The organism is Paraburkholderia terrae, assembly GCF_002902925.1.
In the GTDB taxonomy this organism is placed as follows: Bacteria; Pseudomonadota; Gammaproteobacteria; order Burkholderiales; family Burkholderiaceae; genus Paraburkholderia; species Paraburkholderia terrae.
Window position 1 is genome coordinate 1,686,597 of the sequence record NZ_CP026112.1, and the last position, 24,597, is coordinate 1,711,193.

At 60.9% G+C, this 24,597-nt stretch carries 22 protein-coding genes; 9 read left to right on the forward strand and 13 right to left on the reverse strand.

The annotated features are described in order from the left end of the window. Positions 1-110 precede the first annotated feature (110 nt). Entirely contained in the window at positions 111-959 is an 849-nt protein-coding gene (locus C2L65_RS23685) for a PhzF family phenazine biosynthesis protein (RefSeq protein WP_233446523.1), read from the reverse strand. Between the two features lie 58 nt (positions 960-1,017). Continuing rightward, positions 1,018-1,740 carry a transporter substrate-binding domain-containing protein gene (locus tag C2L65_RS23690; RefSeq protein ID WP_042308818.1) on the reverse strand — a complete coding sequence of 241 codons (723 nt, stop codon included), beginning with the start codon at positions 1,738-1,740 and terminating at the stop codon, positions 1,018-1,020. A gap of 247 nt (positions 1,741-1,987) precedes the next feature. Between C2L65_RS23690 and C2L65_RS23695 the strand changes: the two genes are divergently transcribed. Continuing rightward, positions 1,988-2,461: an aminotransferase-like domain-containing protein gene (locus tag C2L65_RS23695; RefSeq protein ID WP_233446524.1), complete on the forward strand. Its 474-nt coding sequence runs from the start codon at positions 1,988-1,990 to the stop codon at positions 2,459-2,461. Between the two features lie 104 nt (positions 2,462-2,565). Here C2L65_RS23695 and C2L65_RS23700 read toward each other — a convergent pair whose 3' ends face one another. The 7 genes from C2L65_RS23700 to C2L65_RS23730 all read right to left on the reverse strand — a co-directional run bounded on the left by C2L65_RS23700 (position 2,566) and on the right by C2L65_RS23730 (position 10,396). After that, the gene (locus tag C2L65_RS23700) at positions 2,566-3,153 is read right to left on the reverse strand and encodes a BPSL1445 family SYLF domain-containing lipoprotein (RefSeq protein ID WP_042308820.1); all 588 of its coding nucleotides are present in this window, start codon (positions 3,151-3,153) and stop codon (positions 2,566-2,568) included. Positions 3,154-3,312: 159 nt separating this feature from the next. Continuing rightward, complete coding sequence (locus C2L65_RS23705; RefSeq protein WP_042308822.1) at positions 3,313-3,957, reverse strand: VIT1/CCC1 transporter family protein; 645 nt, start codon at positions 3,955-3,957, stop codon at positions 3,313-3,315. 114 nt (positions 3,958-4,071) lie between these two features. Beyond that, positions 4,072-5,250, reverse strand: coding sequence for a monovalent cation:proton antiporter-2 (CPA2) family protein (locus tag C2L65_RS23710; RefSeq protein ID WP_042308824.1), 1,179 nt, complete (start codon positions 5,248-5,250; stop codon positions 4,072-4,074). 306 nt (positions 5,251-5,556) lie between these two features. Next, a complete protein-coding gene (locus C2L65_RS23715) occupies positions 5,557-6,570 on the reverse strand; it encodes a DUF2955 domain-containing protein (RefSeq protein ID WP_042308826.1) in 1,014 nt (337 codons plus the stop codon). Between the two features lie 5 nt (positions 6,571-6,575). Beyond that, positions 6,576-7,703, reverse strand: coding sequence for an HlyD family secretion protein (locus tag C2L65_RS23720; protein ID WP_042308828.1), 1,128 nt, complete (start codon positions 7,701-7,703; stop codon positions 6,576-6,578). Next, positions 7,700-9,241: a TolC family protein gene (locus C2L65_RS23725; protein ID WP_042308830.1), complete on the reverse strand. Its 1,542-nt coding sequence runs from the start codon at positions 9,239-9,241 to the stop codon at positions 7,700-7,702. Before C2L65_RS23725 ends, C2L65_RS23720 begins: the two co-directional genes overlap by 4 nt. A 51-nt stretch (positions 9,242-9,292) precedes the next feature. Continuing rightward, entirely contained in the window at positions 9,293-10,396 is a 1,104-nt protein-coding gene (locus C2L65_RS23730; RefSeq protein WP_042308831.1) for an AI-2E family transporter, read from the reverse strand. 587 nt (positions 10,397-10,983) lie between these two features. Between C2L65_RS23730 and C2L65_RS46660 the strand changes: the two genes are divergently transcribed. Further along, on the forward strand, positions 10,984-11,241 hold the full coding sequence (locus tag C2L65_RS46660) for a hypothetical protein (RefSeq protein ID WP_081920993.1): 258 nt from the start codon (positions 10,984-10,986) through the stop codon (positions 11,239-11,241). 677 nt (positions 11,242-11,918) lie between these two features. On the opposite strand, the gene C2L65_RS23740 is transcribed toward C2L65_RS46660, so the two are convergent. The 4 genes from C2L65_RS23740 to C2L65_RS23755 all read right to left on the reverse strand — a co-directional run bounded on the left by C2L65_RS23740 (position 11,919) and on the right by C2L65_RS23755 (position 17,364). Beyond that, positions 11,919-13,682 (reverse strand): MOSC and FAD-binding oxidoreductase domain-containing protein, encoded by a 1,764-nt coding sequence (locus C2L65_RS23740; RefSeq protein WP_042308833.1) that lies wholly within the window; start codon positions 13,680-13,682, stop codon positions 11,919-11,921. A gap of 105 nt (positions 13,683-13,787) precedes the next feature. Continuing rightward, complete coding sequence (locus C2L65_RS23745; protein ID WP_042308834.1) at positions 13,788-14,726, reverse strand: aldo/keto reductase; 939 nt, start codon at positions 14,724-14,726, stop codon at positions 13,788-13,790. 269 nt (positions 14,727-14,995) lie between these two features. Next, entirely contained in the window at positions 14,996-16,123 is a 1,128-nt protein-coding gene (locus C2L65_RS23750; protein WP_042308836.1) for a YbdK family carboxylate-amine ligase, read from the reverse strand. A 320-nt stretch (positions 16,124-16,443) separates the two neighbouring features. Then, positions 16,444-17,364, reverse strand: a complete 921-nt coding sequence (locus tag C2L65_RS23755; RefSeq protein ID WP_042308838.1) for a helix-turn-helix transcriptional regulator — start codon at positions 17,362-17,364, stop codon at positions 16,444-16,446. Positions 17,365-17,594: 230 nt separating this feature from the next. Here C2L65_RS23755 and C2L65_RS23760 point away from each other — a divergent pair, with 230 nt between their 5' ends. The 7 genes from C2L65_RS23760 to C2L65_RS23790 are packed head-to-tail and all read left to right on the forward strand — an operon-like array spanning position 17,595 to position 24,579. Then, on the forward strand, positions 17,595-18,749 hold the full coding sequence (locus tag C2L65_RS23760) for an ABC transporter substrate-binding protein (protein WP_042308839.1): 1,155 nt from the start codon (positions 17,595-17,597) through the stop codon (positions 18,747-18,749). Continuing rightward, positions 18,746-20,320, forward strand: coding sequence for a sugar ABC transporter ATP-binding protein (locus C2L65_RS23765; RefSeq protein ID WP_042308841.1), 1,575 nt, complete (start codon positions 18,746-18,748; stop codon positions 20,318-20,320). The genes C2L65_RS23760 and C2L65_RS23765 overlap by 4 nt, the downstream gene beginning before the upstream one ends. After that, positions 20,304-21,257, forward strand: a complete 954-nt coding sequence (locus C2L65_RS23770) for an ABC transporter permease (protein ID WP_042308843.1) — start codon at positions 20,304-20,306, stop codon at positions 21,255-21,257. Before C2L65_RS23765 ends, C2L65_RS23770 begins: the two co-directional genes overlap by 17 nt. Beyond that, the gene (locus C2L65_RS23775) at positions 21,254-22,225 is read left to right on the forward strand and encodes an ABC transporter permease (protein WP_042308844.1); all 972 of its coding nucleotides are present in this window, start codon (positions 21,254-21,256) and stop codon (positions 22,223-22,225) included. Before C2L65_RS23770 ends, C2L65_RS23775 begins: the two co-directional genes overlap by 4 nt. A gap of 56 nt (positions 22,226-22,281) precedes the next feature. After that, positions 22,282-23,352 (forward strand): 2,3-butanediol dehydrogenase, encoded by a 1,071-nt coding sequence (locus tag C2L65_RS23780; RefSeq protein WP_042308846.1) that lies wholly within the window; start codon positions 22,282-22,284, stop codon positions 23,350-23,352. A gap of 4 nt (positions 23,353-23,356) precedes the next feature. Further along, positions 23,357-24,265, forward strand: a complete 909-nt coding sequence (locus C2L65_RS23785) for an NAD(P)-dependent oxidoreductase (RefSeq protein ID WP_042308847.1) — start codon at positions 23,357-23,359, stop codon at positions 24,263-24,265. A gap of 29 nt (positions 24,266-24,294) precedes the next feature. Further along, positions 24,295-24,579 carry a YciI family protein gene (locus C2L65_RS23790; RefSeq protein WP_042308849.1) on the forward strand — a complete coding sequence of 95 codons (285 nt, stop codon included), beginning with the start codon at positions 24,295-24,297 and terminating at the stop codon, positions 24,577-24,579. Positions 24,580-24,597: the final 18 nt, after the last annotated feature.

Here is a 24,597-nt window from a genome sequence, read left to right on the forward strand (position 1 = left end):
TGAAAGGTGAGATTGAACCACCCACGCCTTATATCGTGGGTGAATGGATATTCATTTCGACATACTTAGTGTTGGCTACGGACCATCGAGTGCCTTACCCAGTGCGGCTTTCAGAGCGTCAGCGAGCCGTCCACACAGGTGACGCAAGAACCGCCGATACGTACATTCCCGTTCGTATCCACGTGTACTTCGATTCGTCCATCCCGACCGACACAACGTCCCTGTGTCGCGACATAGCTTCCGCCGTCGGCGGGCAACAGGCCGCGCTTCCACTGGAATGCAGCGACGCTGCCATTACCGCTTCCACAGACAGGATCCTCCTCAACGCCACATGACGGTGCGAAGCTACGCACTTCTATCGCCGCATCTCCACCGTCGCGAGTGCCGAATACGGTCAATCCCGTGACGCCGAGGCGGCGCTCGAAGTCCGCCAACCTCGCGAGATCTGGCCGAAGATTGACCACGGTAGCCGCACCGTCCATCTGCGCGATGACCCAAATCGGGCCGACATTTACGATAGCGGGCGCAGCCTTGGTGTCGACTTTGCAGCCGAGAATGAGTTCGATATCCGCAATATCCGCTGCGTGCAGCGGCTCGATCTTTGCGGGAGGAAGATCGAAGGCCAACTGGCGGTTTCCTCGTTGCTCTTCGATCGTCAACTCGACGAGGCCAATGCCGCATTGCTGAATCAATCGCCCGCCCGCGCGAGGTGTTACACGGCCCGCTTCCAGAATGGCATGAGCACTGCCGAGCGTCGGATGGCCAGCAAAGGGAAGCTCACTGCGCGGCGTGAAGATCCGCAACTGATAGTCCGCCTCGTCTGTCGTAGCCGGAAGGACAAACGTGGTTTCGGAAAGATTCGTCCAGCGTGCGACAGCCTGCATCTCATCCGTGGATAAACCCTCCGCGTCGAGTACCACAGCAACCGGATTGCCCAGCAGTGGTCGCGAAGTAAACACGTCAACTACCTTATATGATCTCTTCATAGTGTCTCCAATTGGCTGGATGGCGTGTTGGTCAACCTTGTGCAGTCGCTACGCTGTCGATTTCCGCTTCCGTGATGCCGTACTTCGCCATGCGCGCGCGATGGTCCGCCGAACCGACGTACTTGCGCAGCTGTTCATTCACAGCCTGCAAAAGAGCAGCATTGTTCTTATTGAACGAGAAGGCGCCGACAGGCGCTCCCGTTTCCTGGCTCATCGCATGTGCAACCGCTTCCAGTTCCTTGTTTGCACTGGCAACTACGCGGTTCCCGACGGCCGTTCCGGCGAATGCGTCTATCTTTCCTGCGAGTAGCGCAGCAATTGCCTCCGGCTGGTCCTTGAACATCACGATTTGGTCATCACGCACGCCCGCCGACTTTGCGGAGTTGAGCTGTACCTGACCAGTAATAATCCCCAACCGCGCGTGGTTACGCTCTGCTACGGCCCTGTAGCTCGTCAGCGTTTTGGGATTTCCGTCATGCACGACGAACCCATCCCCCAGCGCCCAGACGGGCACGCTGAACGCAACCTGCTCTGCGCGTTCGGCCGTTACAAAAATCGGCACGTTCATATCCCAGCGGCCTTCTTGTACCCCAGGCAGAAATTCTTCGAACGACGTCAAATGATGTTCGATGGATGTCACACCGATTGCGCGCAGCACCACATCGGCCAGTTCGATATCCGAGCCCGTCACGTAACCATCGGGACCCATCCAGTAGAACGGCGGTTCATCGATATAGGCGATTTTTACTTTCATGGTTTTACCCGACATGTCTGGAAGTAAAGGTTCCGGCTATCCGCTGTGCTACATGCAGCGTCTGCGCTCTTACTGATGCGATCGGAACACGCGCATCGTAGCGCTCGCGTGCCGACCACAACAGTCACAATTCCGACTGAATCGACCATCACAATTTCGCTTGGCGAGCCGCGACGGCCACAACGATAATCGTGAATCTTCTGTCGCGATGCCAATACTATCTATTGCAGTTCGTTCTCGAAGAGTCTTGCGCCTGGATACCGGATCGGCTGGATCGCAGCGGGCTGCCTATACGCAGCAGTTGACGGAGCGCAAGCTCGCATTCACGCTGTGCGGCCCGGCCCTGCCACAAATCGCGCTCGCGGACTTCCTGGAAAGCGGCGCCTACGACACGCACTTGCGCCGTATCCGCCGCATCTTTGAACAGAACCTCGCGCGCGTGACGCGTGCAATCGAGGCAAGCGTCCCCGCCGACACGAAGGTGAGTCGGCCAGCAGGCGGCTTTATGCTCTGGCTCGAACTGCCGAGGGGCTTCGATTCACGCGAACTCTTCGAGGAAGCGCTCGAGCAAGGCATCTGCTTTGCGCCCGGCGACGTCTTCTCCGCGAGCCGGCGCTTTCGAAATTGCCTGCGACTGAGCGCCGGGCACGTCTGGAGCGAACGTGTCGAAGACGGCGTCCGACGCCTGGGCCAGCTTGCGAAGGCGCAGTTTGCACGCTGAGCGCCGAAGCGGGCGCGCGCACCCGGTTGCCGATCTGGCGGGACGACAACTCCATCGCGTCGATCGGTTGAAACCTGGCCAAACAAACACAGCAAGTTCCGCTATCAGATTTTCAGGCGCGAAACTTTAGTGCCCGAGAGCGACACGTCACCCATCAGGCCGGCATTGGTCATCACGATCGCTTCGACGGGCGCGGTGGCCGTCGTCGTATCGATCTCGCCGTTCGCGCCGACCTTCAGCAGCGCGACCGACCCTTCGCCACCGACCGACCAGCCTTTGGAATTGCGAAACTTGCTGAGCGCATCATGCGTCATGAACAGAAAGATGACGGCCTTCGATTGTGCGCCTGCCTGCAAGCCGAATGAGCCCGACACCGTGCTGTAGTAACCAACCGACTTCCCACCCACGTGCAATGCGCCTTCGCCGTATTCGCCGCCGGCGATGAAGCCGACCTTCAGCACGGATGGGAACACGAGAACGCCGTTCGCCTTGCCGACGAGTTCCTTCGAACCTTTGACTGTCTCGTACAGCCGCGATAAGGTCGCGTGGACCTTGGCGTCGATTTCCTGCCGTTTCGCCGAGTTGGACTCGCCGGCGAGGGCGTCGCCCAGTGTCACCGTGAAGCCCGCCAGCGTAAGGCCCGAAACAGCGAGCGCGGCGCTACCCGTCCGTATAAAACTTCTTCTGTGCATGGTTACCTCCATCATGGTTCACGGTCAAACCGTGTTGCTGCAATGGTCTAAAGGATGTACTCCACCGACAGTTGTTCTGTTACGCGCCCCGGTTGCAATTTCACAGACGCAGAAAGCGCTTCAGAGAGCTGCGTACTTTGCTGTAGCAGATAATCCAGATCAACCCCCTAAAGCGATGATGATCGCAAGCAGCGCGACGCCAATTCCGGACATTGCAAGACCGGACACCACGGGTCTTCCGCCGGTGTGCCGGCCGAGCGCAAAACCGCAGATGAAGAGCGTGACAACCGCCAGTGCATTCGAGACGCGCAATGCCAGCATGACTTCTGAAATAAACATGAATGGAATCACGACCGGGAAAGTCGCCAGGACGACGAGCGCGAATACGCCGAATGCGGCGGCATAGTCCCTCCCGTCAAGTCGGACAGACAGCTCGCCTACGGTAAGCAGCCCCTGGCGCAGTTCGTCGAGCGCCGCAGGCTGGACGATGGATGCGAAAAGTTGCGGGAGCGCATCTTTAATCAAGTGGTGCGCTTCGGGCTTGTCTTGTGTCGCCCGAAGCCGCGCCAGCAATGTAACCTTCCTGCGTCGCTCAGTTGCTGTGCGTATGAGACACATGACGGCATCCACGAGCCCCCAGGCGAGGTTGCAGCCGAGTGCGGTGAACATCATCGTCCGGACTTCCTGGCGGCCGGCGGTCGCAACGCTGAGGGCGCCCGTGAACGACAGTGCCATCAGCACACCAAAGACGATCTCGCTCACTCTGTCGATTGGGTCAAGCAAAGGTTCGCGTTCGTTTGACATGTCAGCGGCGCTCCTTGTGGTTCTTGCCTGATTGCATCAGGCATGAAGGGATTCGTCGCAATCGACGGCCCCCCGGTAATCCGCGATCCGGCTACGCGCAATGGATCCTCTCGACTACCCCTCTCCGACCTCACGACTGGCGAATGGCTGCAAGAGCCGGCGATGCACGAGCAGCAGTAAAGGCGTCGTGACCATCGAGAGCGCAACGACCAGCGTGACAAGGGACGACTGGCGCTGATCGATAACACCCGCAGCCAATGAAGCGGCCATCACCACAAACGCGAACTCGCCGCCTTGTGACAGCAGAATCGCAAAGTAGCCGCGTTGCGAAGGCGGCACGCCAAATCTGTTCGCGAGGAACCACTGCGCGATCGACTTGATACCGACCAGTGCCACGACGAGTACCGCGACACGGACCGGCTCGCGCATCAACACACCAAAATCAATTGACGTTCCCACTGCAATGAAAAACAAACCGAGCAACAAACCCTTGAAGGGTGCCATGTCGACTTCGACCTGGTGGCGATAGTCCGAATCCGCGAGCAGCACACCTGCGACAAAGGCGCCCAAAGACATCGACAGATGAACGCTCTCCATGAGCAACGAGATGCCCACGATCCAGAGCAGTGCAAACGCCGTGAAAATCTCGGGAACGCCAATGCTGGTGATCACACGCAACACGACATGCAACAGATAGCGGCCAACAAGCGCGATCGCACCCAGCATGGCCAGTGCTTTCAAGGCTACGAGCCAACCCGGTTCCGCTGCGGCGGTGGGCACCGTCGGTCCAAGCAGCGGCAGCAGCGCAATCAGCGGGATAGCTGCCATGTCCTGGAACAGGAGAATGCCGAATCCGGCGCGGCCCGTTGGCATCTCCATTAACTTGCGCTCCTGAAGTTCGGACATCACCATTGCCGTCGATGACAGCGAGAGCGCAAGCCCGCCCGTCAACGCAATACGCCATGGCAACCCTAACAACATGAAAACGCCCAACAACGCCGCGGCACAGACGGTCATCTGCATCGTGCCGTAGCCAAAGATGGTGCGGCGCATCGCCCATAGGGCGTCGACCCGCATTTCAAGTCCGATCACGAACATCATTAACACGATGCCCAATTCGGAAAAATGGAGGATCGCGTCGACGTCGGTCACCAGCTTCAGTGCCCACGGGCCGATCATGATGCCCGCCACCAGATAACCCAGTACTGCCCCAAAGCCGAGGCGGACTGCCACCGGCACGGCGATCAGCGCCGACGCAAGAAAGATGACCACGTCGACCAGCAACTTTGTCATCTGGTGTTCTCCTGAACAGACCTTCGACAGAGCTCGAAGCAACGCATTGTGGACAGACTGCGGAACCGCGGCGCCCTGGCTTCACCCGATCGCGGCTAGACCTTTCTCCGGAACGTATCTGATGGGGCGATTCGGTTTGCGGTAACCGTCTGGCTTCTGCCTCGCCGGTCTCGTAGCGTCGTCCGCCTCCGCCAGCGAACATGATCGATCGCGGAATCGTCAAAAGGCATCACGCGCTCCTCATTAAGTCTATTCACTGCATTGCACCAGCGGTATTGGACCTTGGTCCAATCAGAAATCAGCGTGTCAGTGCGCCCGGCTGTAGCGGTCAAAAAGCTGAAGCGTCAGACACGCGTAGAGGGTCACTGCCAGAAAGAGCCCCATGCGCACCGCGAATGCACTGTAGACGTCCTTGCCCACCACGCTATCCTGCACCGACTGGCCGAGCAGGATGATCATCGTGACGAGGCTGTTCAGCCAGAAACCCGGCGAGTAACGCGTCGGGCTGAGGCGATAAAGCTTGCGTCCCACCAGCAGACCGAACAGCAGCATCCACAGGAAGAACATCCACAGGTCCACGAAGAGCCTGAGCGCAAACCAGAACGCGACCGCGAGCAGGCCGCCTAGCAGCGTGGAGCCGATGAGATCGCGCGCCGCGCTGCGGGCCGTCGTGGTGCAGCTCTGTCTGCCGAGACTGACGGACTTCATGATGATGGGCATGTAGCTCGCCGGATCGGTCATTGCGAGCAGGTAGACGGGCATGACCACCAGCGCGGCGCGCAGCGCAACGCGTACGGCCAGGTCCTTCGGCATGACGGGCGCGGCAGGTTGCAGCCGCGCGCTCACGGGTTCGGGAAACAGCCGGTGAACCACGGCCGACACCACCACGGCAAGCACGAGCCCCTTCACCAGTGCGCCAACGACCGTCACGGCTAACTGGAAGTCAGCTGTACCCGCTGCGGAGATCATCGTCAGTCCCGCCACCAGAAAGGTGGCGACCAGATTGTTCCCACCGCGCAATCCGTAGCGAAAGGCAAGAAAGAGCAAGAGAGCCGTGATCATCACGCCAGCGAATGCGTAATGACGAAGCAGCGGAACAAGGAGCAAGCCACTGCCCGTGGTCAACGCGACGACCAGCGCGAACGCGATGCCTGCCTTGAACGACAGTGGCCGGTTTTGCGTCGCGAGCAGAAAGACGGCGAACACCGGCCCGACCACGGGAATCGGCAGGTCCAGCGCGAAACTGACCGCGAGGCAGAGTGCCGTCCCTGTGGCAATGCGCAGCGCACGGCGACCGGGGAGCTGGAGTGTGCTTGCCATGGACGTCAGTAAAGGTAGGAGACCCAGCTCATCACGCGCAGAAACACGCGGCCCAGCGGATTGAGCGGATTGCCCTGACTCGGAAACGCCATCACCTCGGCCTGCCCGCCGATGCGGAGGTTGTGCAGACGTGTACGCTCACCCGGGTCGAACTCGACGATCACCGGAAAGCGCTGGGCGGGACGCAGCCAGTCGCGGCTGTTCTGCACGGTGGGCAGACTGCCGGGTGGCGTGCTCTGCCCCACGCTCACGCCATAACCGATACTGCGGACCCGCCCTTCGAAGACTTCGCCCGGCAGTGCGTCCAGTGCGATAGCCACGGGCGTGCCGGGCCGGAGATGGCCCAGGTTGTTCTCGGTCATATCGGCGCTGACCCACACGTTGCGGACCGCGATCAGCGTCATCACCGGATTGCCCGCCGCCGCGAACTGGCCGACCTCGGCGCGCAGATCGGTGATGACGCCACCTGTGCGGGCCGTGATCCGCGCGTTGGCCAGATCGAGCTCAGCCTTCTGGACGGCAGCCGCCGCGCTGCGCAACTGCGCGTTCTCTTCGTCGTGACCGCCCTGCTGCTCGCGTGCGCGCTCCACTTCGGCACGCGCCGCGGCAACCTGGCTTTGAGCCTGCTCGTGCGTCGCGCGCGCGACCTCGAGGCGTCGAAGCGAGACCGTGCCCTCGTCTTCGCGGTACAGCCGTTCGAGGCGCTCGCTGTCCTGCCGCGCCTTGATCTCGTTTGCGATCGCCGCTCGCAGCGATGCGAGCGCCGAATCGATGCCGGCCGTGCTGGCGCCGACCTGACGGCGCGTGGAGTCGAGGTCGGCCCGTGCGCGATCGGCGGCAATGCGGTATTGGTCGCTATCGATTTCAAACAGCACGTCGCCCGCGTTGACCTCCTGGTTGTTATGCACGAGGACGCGCGTCACCCGTCCCGATACTTCCGCGGCAACGGGCACGACATAGGCCTGCACACGCGCCTGTTGCGTGTAAGGCGTAAAGCGGTCGGCGAGCAGATACCAGATCAGGCTCACGACGATCAGGCCGACAATCCACTTCATCGCCCTGCCCGATGGATCGGCGTCGGGCGACGGCGCCGGCGTCGGCGCGGCATGGGAGGACTCGGGCGTGTCGCTCATTGGGAGGGACCTGAGGACGGAATGGCGGCAGCCGGCTGCGCGCGCGGCTCGTTCAGCAGATCGCCCCAGTCGGTGCGTTCCTGCATCTGCGCGCGGGTCGCCGCATCGACGATCGGCTGCTGCGCGTACCAGCCTCCGCCGAGCGCCTTGTACAGCGCGATCAGGCTGCCCACGGCATTGCTGCGGTTGACGATGTACGCGTCCTGCTGCGCGAACAACGCGCGCTGGGCATCGAGCACGCGCTGGAAGTCTGAATACCCTTCGCGGTAGATCGTATTGGCAAGCGTGAGGGACCGCCGCGCGGCCCCTTGAGCGTCGTTCAGAATGGTGTCCCGCTGCAATGCGGCGATCAGTGCGGTCGCGGCATCATCGGCTTCCCGCGCGGCTTCGAGCACGGTGTTCTGATACGCGACCGTCAACTGTTGCAACCGGACGTCCTGCACGCGCACGTTGTTGGTGATCCGGCCATGGTCGAACACGTTCCACGTGACGCTCGGGCCGGCTACCACGGCCAGCGTGTTCGGTGAGCCGGTGAGCGAACTCGCGCTCCAGACGAGCGAGCCCAGCAGTGACACGGACGGATAGAGATCGGCTTTCGCCACGCCGATCAATGCCGACTGCGCGGCCATCTGATACTCGGCAGCGCGAACATCGGGACGACGCAATAGCAGATCGGCAGGCACGTCCTGCAGCACGGCATGATCGACGAGCGGAATCACGCCCTGCTTGCCGGACTGCACGTCGAGTTCCGGCAGCGGACCGGGTGGTCGCCCCGTCAGCACGGATAGCGCGTGACGCGCGAGCACGATCTGGCTCTCGAGTTCGGGGATGCTGCTCAGCGTGCCCAGATACTGCGTTTTGGCCTGCTGGAAGTCCAGCTCATCCGTCTCGCCGCTCTTGAAAAGCTTTTGCGCGATGTCGTAGCTGCGCTTCTGCAAGCGGGCGTTGTCGCGCGCGATGCGCAGGCGCGCCTCGGCCGTGCGCAGCGTGAAATAGGTATCGGCGACCTGCGCATGTAACAGGACCAACGCGGCGTCCCGGTTGGCTTGCGCGGCAAAGAAAGCGGCATCGGCCGACTCGATTGCGCGGCTAAAGCGCCCCCAGAAGTCGAGTTCCCAGCCGATGCTGAAGCCCGCGCCGTATTGCCAGTAGGCACCCGAGCGCGGGTTGAATCCATCCGAGTTCTTGCGCGCCGCGTAAAGCACGTCGGCGTTGACCTGCTGCAGCTGGGGATAGCGTCCCGCAAGCGCGATGCCGAGCTGCGCGCGGGCCTCGATCACGCGCAGACCGGCGATCTTCAGGTCGCCGTTGTTTGCATCGGCTTGCGCGATCAGACGCTCGAGGTTCTCGTCGCCGAAAATCTGCCACCACTGACGCGCATCGGGTTGCGCTGCCTGCTGCGTGACCTGTCCGATCGATGCGCTACTCCAGTGCTCGCTCCACGCCTCGTGCTGCGGATGGAAGTCCGGACCCACGCGCATGCACCCGTTCAGGAAGCCCGTGAGGCTGCCGATCAGCCACACTGTCCGAAGCGGCATCGCCACCCCGCGGGGGAGCATTAAAGGCGACACGGCGTGGTCTCTGGAGTCTCAGGGTTGTTCGAGTGTCGGGCGCTGCCCGGATGCCGGCTGGTCTTTCACCCAGCGCCAGAACAGCTGGTAGCCCACGGCGAGCATGACAGGACCGATGAAGAGTCCAATGACGCCGCCCGTCACCATGCCCCCGATCGCACCGATCAGCACCACGGGCATCGGCACCGCGACGCCACGGCCCAGCAACAGTGGTTTGAGCACGTTATCGGCCAGACCGGCAACGAAAACGTAGACCGAGAATATGATGGTCGCCGTGCTCACCCCCTGCGTAACAATCACGAAAATGATGACGGGTACGGTAATCAGCGTCGCGGGTAGCTGCATGATGCCGATCAGCAGCACGGCGAGCGCGAGCAGGCCCGCGCCGGGAATACCCATGACGATGAACGCGATGCCGATGAGCAGCATCTGGATGAACGCAATACCGACCACACCTTGCGCCACGGCCCGAATGGTCGACGTGCATAGATCGGCAATCTGCTGGCCGTTCTCCGGACCCGAGATGCGCGAGGCAATCTGCACTGAACTTTGGTAGCCCTTCTCTCCATGCGCCATGAAAATGCCAGCGACGATAAGCGCAATGAAAAAGACCAGTAATCCCGCGCCCAGCCCCGTGACCGTGCCGAGGATCGCGAGCCCGGCTTCCTTGAGTTGAGGTGCGAACTTCTGCGCGAGGCCAGTGAGATCGGTCGACGCCTGCGTCCAGAAGTCATATACCCGCCGGCCTATCAACGGCCAGGCCGCCACGGATTGATCCGGTGGCGGAATCTGGAAGCTGCCGCTCTTGAAAATGGCCATTGCCCGTTCGATCGAACTGGCGACCGCGACGCCCAGCAGATAGGTCGGCACGAGAATGACTACAAACGCGCAAAGGATGATCACCGTGGCGATCAGACCATCCTTGCCGGAGAGCGAACGCCTAAGCCTGACCTGCAGCGGATACAGCGTGATCGCAAGAATCAATGCCCAGACCATGAGGTTGAGGAACGGGACAAAGATCCGAAAACAGAAGATGGCCAGAACGGCGACAAGTCCAGCACGGATCAGTACATCGAGCAATTGCCGGGACAGCACCCGTTGGGTATCCGGTGTGATCAGCATAACTATCCTCCCGGCAGGTCACCCTGAACATTTACCGGCGACAAATCGGGGCGCGCCCAAATCGGCACCGTCGGCATGGCAGGGAGAAACACGCACTGATACTGACGTAATGCCACTGTTCAAGCTGGTCTGCAAAGCTCTTATATCTTGCCGCGAACGCGTGGTACCTTGCGAATGAAAAGCACTTTTACTGGCTCATGCCGTGATGAGCGGTTTCAGTCGCAGCATCACGCTTCTTCCCGGCTTCCGCTTTCTTGTGCTCGTAGACTGGGCTCGCACCCGGGTTCGCTTCAGGCCAAATTCATGATTTGCATGACAAACTCCCTCTTGACCCGCAGGTAGAGAATTTCAGCCTATACATGTTGAACAAAAGTTTGTATTGGACTTTGGTCCAATGACTGGTTGGACGGCGTGGACACTGTTCTGCTCAGAAGAAGCGTTGCATTTACATGCAGTTCGTTTAGATTGGCGAAACATATGCATCGTGAAGACGAGACAGGGAGTCCATTGATCGCGGAAGCAAAGGCAACCTTTGCATGACAGGCATGACATCGCGCCTGAGCGATCACGTCCAGGGAGACTGCATCATGTTCTTACGGAATAGAAGGTGCGCGGTTGCGCTAGCTGCAATCTTGCTGGCGGCCTCTACCGGGAATTCGTTGGCAACCGAACAGGCGCAGCAACGTCGCGCAGGACGTGATGTTCGCCAGGAAACACGCCAGGGCGCCCGCCACACAAAACAGGATTGCCGGGCTGCCAACCAGAAATCGAACCCGCAATGCAGGCAGGATAAACGCGAAACCAAGCAACACGGCCGACAGGCAGCCCGCGAAATCAAGTATTGATTTAGATTGACCTTGCGGAAATCCACGGTCATTTGCGCCGAGCCATTTGTCGTTAAATGGCCGCGAAACAGGTAGTGGTCTTCAAAGACCGGCGAACCCTTACGAACGGATGTTTCGTAAAGTCAATTCACCTGTACTGCTATCGCTCAGCTTTGCTTTCTTTGTTCGTCATAGGAAGGGAAGCGATCCTAGCCGGATCAACATTTGATATGGCCGTTCCGGGCCAACCGCATGAGCGGCGTTCACACGGGTGACCATTGGAGAATCAGCTTTCAACTGCGAAGTGGGAGCCGAAACGCTGCCGGGCTCGAGAATGCTCGACGATTGGTAAAGGCAGATCCACTCTTGCATGCCTGGGTTCGACGTGTCAGTTTCGAGCATCCAGTTCACCCCGCACAGAAGACAGCGATATCTGCACACTTCGAGCGGGCGGCGACCCAGTGGACGCAGCCTCGTCGAACAGGGTGATTTCTGCAACTGTGGATGGGGAACAGGGGTAGTGCTCTGTAGCATTCCGTCGCACGCGTCGCAAAACATGGGAGTCAGGATCGCAGAAGAGGGATGGAGCAACTATAGCACTGGGTATCGCGAGATTGGGCGTGGCAGGGCCTCCTGGTCCCACATCACAAGATGCGACATGCAATCAATTAATTAAGAGAGCCGCCGCGAGATCAAAGTCACAAATCCACTACGACGTCCCCGACGGGTCGGGCGCAGCAAATCAGCACATTGCCAACGGCAGGCTTGTCGAGCGGCTCCGGTGCATAGGCAACCGTTCCCGAAACAAGCCCGCTCTCGCAGTTGTGACATATCCCCGTCCGGCACGACCATCGGACGTGTACGTCGCAGGCTTCGGCCAGTTCAAGAATACTTTGGCAGGAAAGCGCATTCCAATGTGCGGCGATGCCACTGCGTGCGAACGACACCAGCGGCCCCTCGGTGGCCTCTGAAACCGGCAGATGCGGAGCGCGTACCGACTTGCCCGTAATACCCGGATTCAGCGACTCGACACCGCCGAAGCGCTCCATGTGAAGTCGGGAATTCGGAACACCCATGCCTTCCAGGGTTCGCTTCATGTCATGCATGAACGATGCAGGCCCGCAAAGATAGACATCGGCATCCACGGGAAGGCCGATCTGTTCCAACGCCACTTGCGACACACGCCCCGTGTCGTCGAAGTCGTCACCGATACGATCGCTCGCCGCCGGCGCGCTGTAGCAAACGTAGCCGCGTCCGTGCTCGAGCACGCTTAGCAGGCGCCGAGATTCGACACCGAAAGGATGATGCTTGCCATCGCGGGCCGCATGAATCCAGAGAACCTGCCGCGTGGACCCCGCCGCCGCCAGTGCATCCAGCATCGAGAGAACAGGCGTCACGCCGATTCCGGCACTCAGCAATACAACGGGATTGACGCCTTCCTTGAGAACGAAGTCCCCGCGTGGAGCACTGACATCGAGCGTATCTCCCACGCGAACACGATCGCCAAGATAGGTGCCGGCCACTCCGTTCGGCTCGACCTTTACGCTGATGCGATATCGGCCCGTCGACGGTGCAGCCGATAGCGAATAGCTCCGAAAGAACGGCGGATCTTCAGCGCCCTGTTTCAGACGCAACACAACATATTGCCCCGGACGAGCCTGCTGAAGTGGCAGTCCATCCGTCGCCTCGAATACGAACGAAAGAACGTCGGCGGACTCTCGCTGGATTGCTACGACTGCAAGTTGTCGAAAACCAGGCGCAACGGCATTCGACGCCGCGGCGGGTGCAAGCCCCGCGTTGCCGCTGGTCGCGCCTGCCTCGATGCTGCCGAGTAGCGAGTTGAACGACGTTCGCCATCCCGGTGACAGCGCATCGATACACAATGCACGCTCCAATCGGTCACGTGGATGGGCAGGCGAATACAGCAGCGCATTGATCTCTTCGACGCTCATCTGCTCCTTCGCTCCGCGCAGCTTGATGATCTCGTCGCCAGCGCCCACGTCGCCTTCCTGCAGGACGCGCAGATAGAACCCCGGGCGTCCGCTGGAAGTCAACAAGGCTGCCATGCGCGGCTCGTCCATGCGAATGCCGAGGCGATAGCAGGTCACGCGAGGTTGAGTGACTTCGAAAATCGCATGACCGATCTTGTAGACATCGCCGATACATACCTCACGGTCCGGCAACCCATCGATCGTAAAGTTCTCGCTGAACTGTCCAAAGCCGAATTCCTTCCTGTTAAGAAACACTTGCCAGTGTCGATACGAGTCGACCTGATAGGCCAGCACGGCGCGTTGTTCTCCGCCATGTCCGCCAAGATCCCCTTGACCGTCACCATCAAGGCCCAGGCGCCTCGCGACACATCGCCCTGCCACCGGAAGCTTCCAGCTTCCCGTATGCACGGTCCGCCCATTCCATTCGATGTCGCGCGGGAGGCCAACATTCACCGATAGCAGTCGTGCCATGACAGTCACACCTTTATACGATTCCCGGCAGAGCGCGTCATTCCCGCGACGCGCCCAACGCCCTGATGCGTAAAGCGCTTCGTCAACAAGCGCGGTATGCGGCGCTCACTTACGTGACGGAATGAATCCTGGCGAGCCCGTCTTCACGACTTCGTTATATCGTCGCCTGGTCTGAATCTGATTGATCTCTTCGAACGCGTCTGCAGGGAGCGCGGAGATATTGAAGTTTTCCCGCGCACGAGCGGCTGTCTTTGGCGTGGTCAACATAGCCGTGCCACGTTGCACGGCCCAGGCGAGCAGAACCTGCGCCGGTGTTTTCTCCACACGCGCGGCGATCGCTGCGACGACGGGATCATCGAGCGGACCTGGCCTTATTCCATGTCCCAGCGGTGCAAAGGCCAGAAAAATGATCCCGTTCGCGTTGCAGAACTCGAGAAGCTCCGTCTCCGGAAGATACGGATGGGCTTCGATCTGCACCGCCGCCGGTTTGATTCTTGCCGCCTCATATAGGGGTTGCAGGTCATTCAACGTAATGTCGGACAGTCCGATCGCCTGGCATCTCCCACCGTCGACGAGCGCTTCCATCGCACGCCATGTGTCGAGCAACGTGACACCGTCGTCATAGATGACGTCGCCATTTTTATCGCGCGGGTCCTGGTCGTCTCCCGGCTGGAACGCGAATGGCGTATGTATCAGGTACAGATCCAGATAGTCGATTCCAAGCTTCTTGCAGCTTGCTTCGAAAGCCAGCGGAACGCGCTCAGGCCGATGGTTCGAGTTCCAGAGCTTGGTCGTCACAAAGACCTCATCGCGAGCCATCCCGTTGGCCGCGAGCCCTTTGTGCAAGGCCTCTCCCACCTCGCCCTCGTTTCTATATCGCTCTGCACAGTCGAAGTGTCGATACCCCTCCGTCAGCGCATCGTAGACAGCCGTCCTGGTCGTGGCTGGATCGGGGATCAGCGTGCCGAACCCAATAGCAGGCATAGAACCAGACCCGTGTTTAAGTGGGATTTTTCGCAGCTGGAAATCTGTCGGCACAGCCATGGCGCTACCTCCGCACCCTCGCAGGCGCAAAGCAGCCCGTCAATTCGCGTGCGTACGCGACAACGTGCAGGTACAACGGGATATCGGCTCGCGACTGTCGATGAAACCACCTCTTTCGAAAGCGATCGCGAACCAATGCATGCCGACTACGATATCCGCTATCTGCCACGGGTGCAGCGGACGTACGCTTCCGCGGCTAACATGCCTTCGACTGCTTCTTCAATCGAGTGCATGGAACCGAAAAAACACGCGTCCGCAGAACCCAACGTCTATCTCGGCATCTGCGCGCCGCGCCAGACCTGACATTGCTGGCGAGCAACCTCATGCAATGAATTATGTACGCCGTAGATGCGGCGCAACCACATTGCATCGCTGACACCTTCAGTCACAGTACGCTTGATGATATCCAGGCCCTCCTCCGCACCCAGAACGCGTGCATGCTCAGCAATCGCATCCAGCGTGACAAGAATGTCGCCTCGAATCGGACCGCGAATCCCGGTCTCCGGGTTCACGCATAGACCATCCAGCCCATAGCGGCAGGCCATGAACCGGTTCGTCCGATACACTTCGTAATCACGCTCACTGAGGCGCAAAGGCTTATCAACCAGCAGATAACGCGCAACCGCCTGAATATACGCGGCGATTGCGGCGGCCCATTCGACGCGTAGCGGTGTGTCCATGACACGTATCTCGATCGTGCCGTATCCCGGGCTTGGACGTATATCCCAGTAGAAATCCTTCAGGCTTTTGACGAGGCCCGTGTTCGCCATGCGCTCGAAATAGGCTTCAAACTCCGACCACGTCGTCACGAACGGCGCTCGCCCCGACAAGGGAAATGGCGCAACCGAATTGAGCCGGGCGCACTGGAACTTCGTGTCGCTCCCCTGCACATACGGCGAGGAAGCAGCCAACGCGATAAAGTGCGGAACGTAACGCGAAAGCGAATGCAATAGAACGAGCGCCGAATCAGGATCCGGGCAGCCTACATGCACGTGCTGGCCAAAGATCGTGAATTGCTGGTATAGCGCGCCATATAGCCCCATCAGATATTCGGAGCGTTCGCGCCCGTCGGAACGCTGGTCGTACCAGTTCTGGAAGAAGTTTGTGCCGCCGCCGCACACCCCGACATTGAGAAAGTCGGCTGCCCGGACCAGGGTATCGCGAAGCACCTGCAATTCGCTCCTCGCCTGGTCGAAATTCTGGCATATGCCTGTCGCCAGCTCGATCATCCCTTCGGTCGTCTCCGGCTTGATCGCGCCCGCAAAAGTCTGCTCGCTCACCCGGTTCAGCAACTCCGTCGCCGCCTTCGTCAGGTTGTAGTCATGGGTATTGACGACCTGAACTTCGAGTTCGACGCCCATCGTGAACGGATCAGATGACGCAAATGGCTGCAGCATGGCATGCCCTCTCGCACATCGATGCTTACGCCGAGCCTTGTCGTACGAGCCGGCGCTGCCGCATCTGGTCGGATAAGCGTTGAGCGTGAGCGCCGCCGATATGCAGTATCAGGCTCAACTGCACTGTCATACGTCGATCGGAGACGAGCCCGAACGGGGTATTTCATCATACCCGTCCTGGCTGTCCGAGTTGCGTCCTCTCGAAATCCAGCACCGAAAAGCATGCACGCATTTCGTGCATGAAGTTGTGCCATAGCATCGTTACAGCGTGACGGCAGCTTGCAGCACACGATTCAGGGTTTATACCGACTCCTGCGTCATCAACGGCTTTGCCCGGTTTTCGACACCCGCGCTTTTCTAAATGTGTCGAGCACCGTTGCGGCCTCGAGCTGCGTTGTCGCCGCGCGATCGGCTTTCATCAGCGCCTCGATGCGCTGCGCAGTATCCGTCGATGGCGCCGGTGTGTAGACCATGATGCGCATCCCCGGCGCATCGGGCACTTCCAGCGACAGCGCATCCAGTTCCAGCACCCCTGCTACCGGGTGCTCGATGGCCTTGCGCCAGTCGCTGCGCTTGAGCACTTCGTGTTCGGCCCACCAGCGGCAGAAATCGGCATCCGTATCGTTCAGTTCTTCGACGAGATCGCGCAAAAACACCTCGCCCGACGGTCGAAGAATATAGTCGCCGCGAAACTGCGCCAGCACGCATTTTGCATAGGCGTCCCAGCCCTGAAAGAGCGCACGCGCGCCGTCTTGCTGAAACGTGAACCACAGCAGATTGCAGCGGCCCGCAGGCATCTTGCGGAAGTCGGCGAACACGCGCACCGCCGCTTCGTTCCACGTCACATAGTTCCAGTTACCGTCGACAACATATGCCGGCATGTTGCCAAGCTGATCGAGCATGCGCCGAACGGTATCCGTCACGTTCTGCGCGATGGGATACGGGCCAGGCGGCGTGTAGTGATTGGCCAGTTCGAACAGATGCGTGCGCTCGTGCGGCGAAAGCTTCAACGCATTGGCGAGGCTTTCGATCGTCTTGAACGACACATTCACTTCCCGGCCCTGTTCGAGCCACGCATACCAGGTGACGCTGATACCAGCACGCTCGGCCACTTCTTCGCGGCGCAAGCCCGGTGTCTTGCGGCGGCTGCCGCTCGGAAAGTCGATGTCCTCAGGCCGAAGACGGGCGCGGCGCGTCCTCAGAAAGTCCGCCAGTTCGTTCAGACGCTGCTGCTTCTCCATGTCTCGGCTCCTTCTGCCTTCCCTGTTACTGCCATTACTAGTAATGGCAATTGCTAGATGCGCTCCGTCAACCATGCCACATTGGCGCCGTCGGGAAGCACGCTGTATCCAGCATCGGTAACGCCAGATTATAGAACCCGTTACCCGTGCATGTGGCAGCCAGCCGTTGAAGCGTAGCGAGACAACGCTCGTGTTTTCCGACAGATATCAGAACATTTACGGAGACATTCATGCGTCGTTCGACCCGCTTTCACCGTGCGTGCGTATTCGCCGCAGCGGCTTTCATCCTGACGGCTTCCTGTGCCGCGCGCGCGGATTACACGGGCGCGCCGCGCACGTTTCTGTTCAATCCCGCCGTGCAGATTCCGTTCTCGGACACCGCGAAGTTCAAGAAGAAACCGCCCTACGTGATCGGCTTTTCGAATGCGGGACTCGGCGACAGCTGGCGGGTCGTGATGCAGCACTCGCTGATGAAGGCCGCGTCCGAGCATCCCGACCTTATCAAGCAACTGCTGATCACCAACGGGAACATGGACGACGCCAAACAGGCCGCCGACATTCAGGACCTGATCTCGCGCGGCGTGGACCTGCTGATCATCAGCGCCAACACGCAGAAAGCGCTCGATCCCGTCGTCACGCGCGCGATGAAACAGGGCATCCCCGTCGTGATGGTCGACCGGCGCATTTCATCGGATAACTTCGTTTCATTCGTGACGGGTTCGGATGCGATGATGGGACGCGTGTGGGCGCAATGGATCGTCGAGAAGCTGCACGGCAAGGGCAACGTCATCATGCTGGCCGGCCAGGCTGGCTCCAGCGTCAGCGCCGACCGTGAAGCGGCCGCGCATGAAGTGTTCTCGCAATACCCCGGCATCAAGGTGCTCGACACGGTCTACTCGGACTGGAGCCCCGTGAAGGCCAAGCAGCAGATGCAGGCCATGATCGCGAAGTACGGGCACACCATCAACGCCGTATGGTGCGCGCACGGCTTGCCCGTCGCGGGCTCGATCGAAGCATTCCTCGCGGCCGGTTTCAAGCCTGGCGAAATTCCACCGCACACGACAGCCGACCTCAACGGCCCGTTGCAACTCGCGTTGAAGTACAAGATTCCGATGCTCGAAATCGGCTATCCGCCTTCGATGGGCGGCACGTCGCTCGATGTCGCGCTCAAGGTGCTGCAGGGTCAACCGTTGCCGAAGATCTACGAGATCAGTCCGCAGATCGCGCTGACGCGTGGAGACGAGACGGCATCGGTGCCGCACCCCGACCAGTACATCGATCAGGTGGTCGATGCGAAGGGCCCGCCCGACAAGATCATCGACGGTGGCATGGGAGCGGACTACAACCCGTCGACGTTCAAGATCAAGCTGCCGGGTGAGAAATGAACCAGCCCGCATCCAGTCCGTCACGCGATAGCCTCGCCGCGCCGCCCGACGTCATCGAAGTCAGCGGCATCACCAAGCAGTTCCCTGGCGTCAAGAGCCTCGATGCCGTGAGCTTCGGCGTGCGCGGCGGTGAAATTCACGCGCTGGTCGGTGAAAACGGCGCGGGCAAATCGACGTTGATGAAAGTGCTCGCGGGCGCCTACGTACCGGACGAAGGCGCATTGCGTTTCGACGGTCAGCCCATTGCGTGGAAGTCTCCCGCCGACGCAAAGGTACACGGCGTTCACATCATCTATCAGGAACTCGTGCTGTTTCCGCAATCGAGCGTGGCGCAGAACATCTTCGCCGGGATCGAGCCCCGCACGCGGCTGGGCATGATCGACCACCGCGCGATGAACGAACGCGCCGCCACGTTGCTGCACGAATTGGGCGTGCAACTCGATCCGCGCGAGCGTGTCGGTGCGCTTTCCGTTGCCAGCCAGCAGATGGTCGAGATTGCGAAGGCGATGGCGAGCGAGATACGCGTCCTGATACTCGACGAACCGACGGCAGTCATCGCCGGCAAGGAAGTCCAACTGTTGTTCGAACGGCTGCGCGTGCTGCGCGAGCGCGGCGTCGCGATTGTCTATATCTCGCACCGGTTGGATGAAATCTTCGAACTGTGCGACCGCGTAACCGTCATGAAGGACGGCCGCAAGATCGGCACACAAGCCGTGTCGGACACGACGCGCGGCGATCTCGTGCGCATGATGGTCGGCCGCGAAATGAAGGATATCTATCCGCCAAAGCCCGCGCTGGAACCGGGCAGCACGGTGCTGATGAATGTCGAAGGTTTGCAGGTCGGCAATCGCGTGTTCGATGCTTCGCTGTCTGTGCGCGCCGGCGAAATCGTCGGACTTGCCGGCATGGTCGGCTCGGGCCGCACCGAACTCGCGTCGGGCGTGTTCGGTGCCCTGCCCGCGCGCGGCACGATTGAAGTGCGCGGCGCGCGCCACGCGCGCATGACGCCCGCAACGGCGATCCGCCTTGGCCTTGGCTTCGTCACGGAAGACCGCAAGTCCGAAGGCTTGCTGATGTACCTGAACGTCGCGCAGAACGTCACCGCGACAACCCTCCGGCGCGTGTCCCGTTTTGGATTGCTGCGAGCAAGGGAAGAACGTACAGCAGGCGCGGATGCAATCCGCGAATACGGCATCGCGGGCGCGCGGCCTGCGGGCAGCGTCGCGACGTTATCGGGTGGCAACCAGCAGAAGGTGCTCATCAGCCGATGGGTACGCGTGTGTACCAGTGTACTGATTCTCGACGAACCGACACGCGGCGTCGACATCGGCGCGAAGGCGGAAATCTACCGTCTGATGCGCGAACTGACGAATCGCGGACTCGGCATCCTGATGATCAGTTCCGAGTTGCAGGAAGTGATTGGCATGTCCGACCGCGTACTGGTAATGCGCGAAGGACGCATTGCGGGCGAAGTCAGCGGCGAGCAGATGACCGAGCACGACATCATGGCGCTCGCGACGGGTGGCGCGCAATTCGCGCAGACGGGAGGCACTCATGCATTCGCTCATTAGGCGGCATGTCGCACCGAACGCAGCCGTATGCATCGTCGCGGGCCTGATTGCGGTGCTGTTCATCGCGGGGGCCAGCGTCAACGACCGCTTTTCGACGCTATCGAATCTGCTGAACGTCCATCAGCAGGCGACGGGACTCGCGCTCGTCGCGCTCGGGCAGACACTCGCCGTTCTAACGGGCGGCATCGATCTGTCCGTCGGCTCGCTGATCAGCGTCGCGGCGACGCTCACCTCTGGTTTGTCGGATGCCACACAAGGCGGATGGGGCGTGGCGATTTCGGTCGCGATTGCGCTGTCCGTCGTCGTAGGCCTGGCCAACGGCCTGCTCGTGCTCTGGCTGCGCGTGCATCCGCTGATCGTCACGCTGGGTATGGGTGCCGTGCTGCAAGGCGGCATCCTGTACTACGCGAACGGCCCCGCGGGCAGCGTGCCGGACGGTTTCGACGCGCTGGCCTACGGCCGATACGGCAACGTGCCCGTCACCGCCACCGTCGTGCTGCTGCTCTATGGCTGCGTGTCGTATTTCATGCGCAATACGCGCCTCGGCCGATACGTTTACCTCGTCGGCGATGACGACAACGCGGCGACGCTATCGGGCATTCCGCGCAAGCGCGTCATTCTGTTCGTCTACACGTTCTCGTCACTCTGCGCAGGCCTGACGGGCATCTATCTCGCTGCCCAGTTCGGCTCGGGCCAACCGTATCTCGGTGCGAACTACACGCTTGCGTCGATTACGCCCGTTGTCGTCGGCGGCACGATTCTGAGCGGAGGGCGTGGCGGCGTCATCGGCACGCTGCTCGGCGTGTATCTGCTCAGCATGCTCAACAACCTGATCAACTTCGCCGGCGTGCCGTCGCAGTATCAGCTCATCGTGCAGGGTATCGCGATCATCGCGGCCGTCTGCGTCAACGTCCAGCAGAAACGGAGGCTCGCATGAACTCGGTTGCTCCGCGCAGCGACGCCACACCGGCGCGCACGCTGTCACTCGGTGTCGCGCGACGCTATGGCATCTACCTGTTTCTCGTGGCGCTGATTGCGCTGTCGGGTGCGTGGTCACCTGCTTTCCTGCGCGCCGACAACGTCGTCAACATGCTGGTGCAGTTCGCGCCGCTCGGCATCGTCGTGATTGGCCAGGTGTTCGTGATTCTCGTGGGCGGACTCGACCTGTCGGTTGCCTCCGTGATGGCGACTGCGGCCGTGATCGCCACCGCGTTCGACGACACGAACCATTCGGCCCCTGCCATCTTCGGCGTCACGCTCCTGCTGTGCATCGGCGCGGGGCTGCTCAATGGTCTGCTCGTCACTAAGCGTCAGGTGTCGCCGTTTCTCGCGACATTTGCGACCGCCGTGGTACTCGACGGCCTGCGCTTTGCCTACACGCAGGGTGCGCCCTCGGGCAACGTACCGCCGCTCTTTCACGCGATGGGAACCGGTGCCGTAGCGGGTGTGCCTGTCAACGTGATGATGCTTTCCGTATGCGCGATCGTATTCGGCACGTTGCTGCATCTGTCTACGTTCGGGCGACGCGTGTACATGGTGGGCGGCAACGCCGTCGCCGCGAGACTGGTCGGCGTGAGTCCCGACACCGTGCGCATCGCGTGCTACGTGATCAGCGCGCTGCTTGCAGGGCTGGCAGGACTGATCCTGTCGGGCTATGTCGGCATCGTCGATAACTGGGTGGGGCGCGGCTTTGAACTCGATTCGATCGTCGCCGCAGTGATGGGCGGCCTCGCGCTCTCCGGCGGCCGCGGCTCGCTGCTGGGCGGACTCGCGGGTGCAGCGATTCTCGTCATCGTCTTCAACATCGTGCTGCTGATCGGCATGCCTGTGCAGGCGCAGATCATCGTCAAGGGCGTGATCATCATCGGTGCATCCGCGTGCTACGTGAGCCGCCGGCAGCGCTGAATTTCCAGATCCACACGAGGCCATCCGAAATGGCCCGACTAACCAAGGAGTCGAATATGAGAGCAGTGCGTTTTCATTGTGCGCACGATATCCGGGTCGAAAACGTACCGGACCCGTCGGGCATGGGCGCGAACCAGATGATCGTCAAGCCGCTGTGGTGCGGCATCTGCGGCACCGATCTGCATGAGTATCAGGCTGGCCCCATCGTGGTGCCGACCGAGCCGCACGCATTGACGGGCGCGAAAGCGCCTCAGGTTCTGGGCCATGAATTCAGCGCGGAGGTCGTCGAAGTCGGCAAGGACGTGAAGAACGTGCAACGCGGCGACCGCATCTCGGTGATGCCGCTCGCCTCGTGCGGCCGGTGCTATTACTGCGCGCGCGGCATGCGCCATCTTTGCACGAAGATGGGCTGCGTCGGGCTGAGCTGGGACGGCGGCGGCATGGCCGAATACACGGTGCTCAACGACTATCACGCGAACCGCCTGCCCGACAGCGTCAGCGACAAGCAGGGAGCGTTGATCGAACCCGCTGCCGTTGCACTGTATGCCGTGGACCGGGGCGGCGTCACGGTCGGCTCGACGGTGCTGATTACTGGCGCGGGCCCGATCGGCGTGCTCGCGGCGCTCGCCTGCCACGCAGCGGGCGCCACGAAGATTTTCGTCAGCGAACCCAACGCGGCGCGCGCCGCGAAGATGGCCAGCTTCGGCGTCACGACCGACATCTTCGATCCATCCGATGGCGAGCTTCCGCAGAAGATTCGCGATCTGACGGAAGGCGTGGGCGTCGACGTGGCGATCGAATGCGCGGGCAACCAGCATGCGCTGAACGCCTGCGTCGATGCCGTGCGTTCAGCAGGCGCCGTTGTCCAGGCGGGTCTGCATGTCGGCACAGCGAGTGTCGATCCTATGAAATGGTCGCTGAAGGACATTCGGATAGAAGGAACGTGGTGTTACCCCGTCACGATCTGGCCGCGCATCATCGGCATGATCGCGAACGGCAAGTTCCCCGTTGAAAAGCTCATCCACGATCTGATCGATGCCGACGACGTCGTCGAGAAAGGCTTCGACGTGCTGAGCGACAAAGGCAGCGACAAGATGAAGATTCTCATCAATCCCCAGACACGGTGACGACATGCCGCACACGCAAGAGAAACACAACGCGCAACAGATAGGCTGGATCGGGCTCGGCAAGATGGGCACGCCCATCGTGCGCAATCTGCTCACCGCAGGATTCGACGTAACCGTGTACGACGTCGACGCAGAGCGCGTCGGCGAGGCTGTTCGACTCGGCGCGCACCGCGCTGAAGATGTCAGCAGCGTCGCGCGTTCGGCGCCTCTCGTCTTCTCGATCATCCCGGACGACGCCGTATTGCGTAAAGTCGCGCTCGGCACACATGGCGTGATCGAAAATGCGAACGACGGTGCCGTCTATATCGACATGAGCACGGTATCGCCCGCGGCGTCGGGCGAAGTTCGCGACGCGGCGCGCAAGCGCGGCATCGGCTACATCTGCGCGCCCGTTTCCGGCAGCACGGTCCTCGCCGACAAGGCCCAGTTGACCGTGTTCGCGTCGGGCCCGAAAGACGCGTACGGCCTCGCGTTGCCCGTCTTCCAGGCCATGTCGACGCGCCAGTACTATGTTGGCGAGGATCAGCAGGCACGCTACCTGAAGCTCGCCATCAATCACCTCGTCGGCTCGACGGCCGTGCTGCTTGCCGAAGCGTTGACGCTCGGCACGAAGGGCGGCCTGGACTGGGCCGAGATGCTGGATGTGATCGGCGACAGCGTCGCCGCGTCGCCGCTCGTCAAATACAAACTCGATCCGCTGAAGAAGCGGGACTTCTCCCCTGCCTTCTCGTCGCGGCAAATGCTCAAGGACATGTCGCTCGTGGTCGATGCGGGCGCTGAAGCCGGTGTACCGATGACAGCCGCGGCGCTCGTGCGCGAGCAGTTCGCCCGCTACGCACAGGGCGATGGCGCGGATCTGGACTTCTTCTCCATCGTGCGCGCCATTGAAGCGCAAGCCGGCCTTTCCCGCTGAATACTTTTTCACCTCATTCCGGAGTCGCGATGCACTACACCGTCTATTGCCTCGACCACGACAACATGGTCGAACGCCGTCTTGCCCATTACGAAGCACACAAGGCTTATCTGGCCACCTCCCCCGTCAGGATGGTCATGTCGGGCCCGCTGCTGGCAGGCGATCAGGAAACGATGATCGGCAGTTTCTTTCTTTACGAAGCGGATGAGATCGGCGACGTGATGCGCTTCAACAGCAACGACCCGTTCAACAAGGCGGGAATCTGGCGCACCGTCGATATCCGACCGTTCCTCAAGCGCGTCGACAACCGCTAGTCAGACCAACGGAATCGA

Coding starts and splice junctions, on each gene's coding strand:
- C2L65_RS23690 (WP_042308818.1), bottom strand. CDS start 1,740: ATGAAAGTAAAAATCGCCTATATCGATGAACCGCCGTTCTACTGGATG.
- C2L65_RS23755 (WP_042308838.1), bottom strand. CDS start 17,364: ATGGAGAAGCAGCAGCGTCTGAACGAACTGGCGGACTTTCTGAGGACG.
- C2L65_RS23770 (WP_042308843.1), top strand. CDS start 20,304: ATGCATTCGCTCATTAGGCGGCATGTCGCACCGAACGCAGCCGTATGC.
- C2L65_RS23715 (WP_042308826.1), bottom strand. CDS start 6,570: ATGGCAAGCACACTCCAGCTCCCCGGTCGCCGTGCGCTGCGCATTGCC.
- C2L65_RS23745 (WP_042308834.1), bottom strand. CDS start 14,726: ATGGCTGTGCCGACAGATTTCCAGCTGCGAAAAATCCCACTTAAACAC.
- C2L65_RS23710 (WP_042308824.1), bottom strand. CDS start 5,250: ATGACAAAGTTGCTGGTCGACGTGGTCATCTTTCTTGCGTCGGCGCTG.
- C2L65_RS23785 (WP_042308847.1), top strand. CDS start 23,357: ATGCCGCACACGCAAGAGAAACACAACGCGCAACAGATAGGCTGGATC.
- C2L65_RS23775 (WP_042308844.1), top strand. CDS start 21,254: ATGAACTCGGTTGCTCCGCGCAGCGACGCCACACCGGCGCGCACGCTG.
- C2L65_RS23780 (WP_042308846.1), top strand. CDS start 22,282: ATGAGAGCAGTGCGTTTTCATTGTGCGCACGATATCCGGGTCGAAAAC.
- C2L65_RS23725 (WP_042308830.1), bottom strand. CDS start 9,241: ATGCCGCTTCGGACAGTGTGGCTGATCGGCAGCCTCACGGGCTTCCTG.
- C2L65_RS23750 (WP_042308836.1), bottom strand. CDS start 16,123: ATGCTGCAGCCATTTGCGTCATCTGATCCGTTCACGATGGGCGTCGAA.
- C2L65_RS23705 (WP_042308822.1), bottom strand. CDS start 3,957: ATGTCAAACGAACGCGAACCTTTGCTTGACCCAATCGACAGAGTGAGC.
- C2L65_RS23760 (WP_042308839.1), top strand. CDS start 17,595: ATGCGTCGTTCGACCCGCTTTCACCGTGCGTGCGTATTCGCCGCAGCG.
- C2L65_RS23740 (WP_042308833.1), bottom strand. CDS start 13,682: ATGGCACGACTGCTATCGGTGAATGTTGGCCTCCCGCGCGACATCGAA.
- C2L65_RS23790 (WP_042308849.1), top strand. CDS start 24,295: ATGCACTACACCGTCTATTGCCTCGACCACGACAACATGGTCGAACGC.
- C2L65_RS23765 (WP_042308841.1), top strand. CDS start 18,746: ATGAACCAGCCCGCATCCAGTCCGTCACGCGATAGCCTCGCCGCGCCG.
- C2L65_RS46660 (WP_081920993.1), top strand. CDS start 10,984: ATGTTCTTACGGAATAGAAGGTGCGCGGTTGCGCTAGCTGCAATCTTG.
- C2L65_RS23700 (WP_042308820.1), bottom strand. CDS start 3,153: ATGCACAGAAGAAGTTTTATACGGACGGGTAGCGCCGCGCTCGCTGTT.
- C2L65_RS23720 (WP_042308828.1), bottom strand. CDS start 7,703: ATGAGCGACACGCCCGAGTCCTCCCATGCCGCGCCGACGCCGGCGCCG.
- C2L65_RS23730 (WP_042308831.1), bottom strand. CDS start 10,396: ATGCTGATCACACCGGATACCCAACGGGTGCTGTCCCGGCAATTGCTC.